Source organism: Bradyrhizobium sp., assembly GCF_049586575.1.
Lineage (GTDB): Bacteria > Pseudomonadota > Alphaproteobacteria > Rhizobiales > Xanthobacteraceae > Bradyrhizobium.
Genome location: NZ_JBAVCF010000610.1, coordinates 1 through 2,820, shown reverse-complemented (window position 1 = coordinate 2,820; position 2,820 = coordinate 1). Strand labels below are relative to the sequence as shown.

The 2,820-nt window shown below is 62.6% G+C and carries 3 protein-coding genes; 1 reads left to right on the top strand and 2 read right to left on the bottom strand.

The annotated features are described in order from the left end of the window. The coding region (locus WB528_RS22605; RefSeq protein ID WP_423890845.1) for an OsmC family protein at nucleotides 1-538 on the top strand (538 nt) is incomplete at its 5' end. Nucleotides 539-592: 54 nt separating this feature from the next. Here WB528_RS22605 and WB528_RS22600 read toward each other — a convergent pair. Further along, complete coding sequence (locus WB528_RS22600; protein WP_423890847.1) at nucleotides 593-1,603, bottom strand: YeeE/YedE family protein; 1,011 nt, start codon at nucleotides 1,601-1,603, stop codon at nucleotides 593-595. Nucleotides 1,604-1,673: 70 nt separating this feature from the next. Beyond that, nucleotides 1,674-2,690 (bottom strand): quinone oxidoreductase family protein, encoded by a 1,017-nt coding sequence (locus WB528_RS22595; RefSeq protein WP_423890844.1) that lies wholly within the window; start codon nucleotides 2,688-2,690, stop codon nucleotides 1,674-1,676. Nucleotides 2,691-2,820 lie beyond the last annotated feature (130 nt).

Genomic DNA, 2,820 nt, shown 5'->3' with positions numbered 1-2,820 from the left:
GTTGAGCAACCGCCAGGACGCTCTCTACGTCGCCGATGTCATCGCGGCATGGACGGGACGTTATCTCGATACAGCCGCATCGACAGAAGCCTCCGGCGACCAAGCCGGGCCACGCGACGTCGTGGTTCGGGAGACCCGAAACGGCAAATTCCAGCAAACCGTAACCGTCGGGCCCCACCAGATGCTTGCCGATGAACCAATCGCATCGGGCGGTGACGATACCGGGCTCGGTCCTTATGATTTCCTGCTGGCGGGACTCGGCACCTGCACCTCAATGACTATGCGGCTTTACGCCGACCGCAAGTCGCTGCCGCTGGAGCGAACCACGGTGACGCTGAGGCACAGCAAGATTCACGCGGAAGATTGCGCCGAATGCGAAACCAAGGCCGGCATGCTCGATCAGATCGATCGAGTCATCGCCATGGAAGGGCCGCTCGATGCCGATCAGCGCAAGCGGCTGATGGAAATCGCCGACAAATGCCCGGTGCACCACACGCTGACCTCCGAAGTCCGAATACTCAGCCGCGAAGCGGACTGACATTCGAATTGCGAGTTCGCGGTCAGGTCGATAGCGAATGTCAAATCCGCGCCACTAGCGCGCAGTCTTTGGCGCTTCCAGCGGCAGAACGCGAAGCATGCCGCGCAGACCCGCCGCTGTACCCAGCAGGATTCCGGCGACTGCCACGAAGGAAGAAATCGCCAGCGTCGAAATACCAGTCAGGCCCTGCCCGATCGAGCATCCCAGCGTCATCGCGCCTCCCGATCCCATTAGCGCCGCCCCGACCATCGAACGAAGCATGTGTCGTGGCGACGTGTAGCCCTCCACAAGGAAGCGGCGCGTCGCCAGTGCCGTAAGCAAACTGCCTCCAACGACGCCAGCCACCATGGCGACGCCCAAATTGAGCGTCAGCCCTGTCGACAGCATCACATATTGCACAGTATCGGCGACCGGCGCGATGAAGGTGAGCGAAGTGACGGCGGCCGGGTTGAAATCATCGGCGCCCAGATAGCCGGTCGCAAACCAGCCCGCGGCGACGAGCAGACCTACGGCCAATCCGGCAGCGATCTGCCAACCGGCACGGCGGAACGGCGCATGGGCAAACGCAAAAATGACCAGAGCGGCTGAGATCACCAAGGCCACAACCATCCGCGCGGAAATCTCGCCGACACCCAGAGGCCGCAACAGCTCGGGCAAGGAAAGATGAACCGGCTTGATCGTCGAGACATTCAAGAGCACGAGGCGCGTCGGTGCAATCAGCCCTCGCAGCGTCATCTGTGCGGAGATGCCGAGCACGATCACCACGACGAACGAACGCAGATTGCCGCAGCCGAGAAGCACCAGCGCGCGCGAGCCGCAGCCATTCGCAAGCACCATGCCGTAGCCGAACAACAGACCGCCGGCAAACATCAGCGGCGCCGAGAACGACGGCTGGAGATAGACCGACTTGGTGAGATCAACGGCGCCGTATCCTGCCAGAAGTTGTGTCATCACAAGCGCGACCGCGAGCGCCAGTGCAAAGGTCCGGATCAGGCGGCTATCGCCCTCCGCCCACCAGCCGCGAAGGCTGCTCAGCAGGCAAAAGCCGCTCAGCAGTCCGACCATGCCATAAGCAATGCCAATCAGCAGGCCTGCGCCAGTGACGACGTTGAAATCCGGGGGCACCGACGTTTTCCTATGGCCGCAGGATGACGCGATCGCGCGAGGAGCCCGCGACCGCGATAAACGCGGCCTTCGCCTCCTCCAGCGGATAGATGGCATTCGGCTTGATCGGGAACGGCTTGAGATGTCCGCTGACAAAGCCCGGCGATATCTCGCGAAGCACCGCGCCGGTCGCGATCGACGGCAGGCCGAGCGAGTCAATGCCGACGTAGGAGTGCTGGCCGCGGTAAAATTCCAGGATGTTGAACTGCACAATGGGGTCGATCGCGGAGATCAGGATCTGCCGACCGCGTAGCGCAAGCGATTTGTGCGCCGCCTCGAAATACGGATCGCCCACGGTATTGAACACGATGTTGACGCCCTTCCCGTCGGTCAGTTCGCGAGCGCGTGCCGCCACATCGGTTGCCGATGAGTCGATTATTTCGACGGGTCCATTGGTATGTCCTGTGTAGGCCTCCTGCTTGCGGGTCACGCCGATCACGCGCGCGCCACGCCAACTCGCGATTTGCACCGCGGCCTGGCCGACCTTGCCGGTCACGCCGAATATCAGCACCGTCTCGTGCCTTTCCGGCAGCCCCGCGCGGCGAAAGCCTTCAATCGCCGTGACAAAGGGCACGCCGATCCCGGCCGCTTCCGCCCATGACAGGTTCTTCGGCTTGTCAACGACCGCCTCAGCCTCGACGGCGAGATAGGTGGCATGGGTGCCGTCGCGCCGGATGCCGAGGTCGCCGGACGAGCCGAACACTTCGCGGCCGATCATGGCGGCCGGCCCGTCAATCACGACGCCTGCGTAGTCGCGGCCCGAGGTACGCGGAAACACCGCGTACGGCATCAATCCGGTGGCAGCCTTGATGTCGGAAGGATTGACGGCTGCCGCCTTGATCTCGATCAGCACCTCGTTGTCGGCACGCGATAACGGCCGCTGCTCAACAACCGGCGCCACCGCCGCCGGCGTCTCGGCCTTGGCATTCAGCCGCACGCAGCGTGCATCGACTTCAAGAGGGCGGTGGTCGGGTTGGGCGGTCGGCATGGGTATTTTCGCTTTCTCAGCTATCTTGAGAACTAGGGGAGTGGATTTGACATTCGCTCTCCCTCGCGGCGAGTCCGGAAAGCGAATGTAGTGATCCTACGATTCTAACATTCGCAAAAAAGTGGCCGCT

Excerpts from the sequence above, each read along its gene's own strand:
- WB528_RS22600 (WP_423890847.1), bottom strand. The coding sequence starts at position 1,603 with ATGGTCGGACTGCTGAGCGGCTTTTGCCTGCTGAGCAGCCTTCGCGGC.
- WB528_RS22595 (WP_423890844.1), bottom strand. The coding sequence starts at position 2,690 with ATGCCGACCGCCCAACCCGACCACCGCCCTCTTGAAGTCGATGCACGC.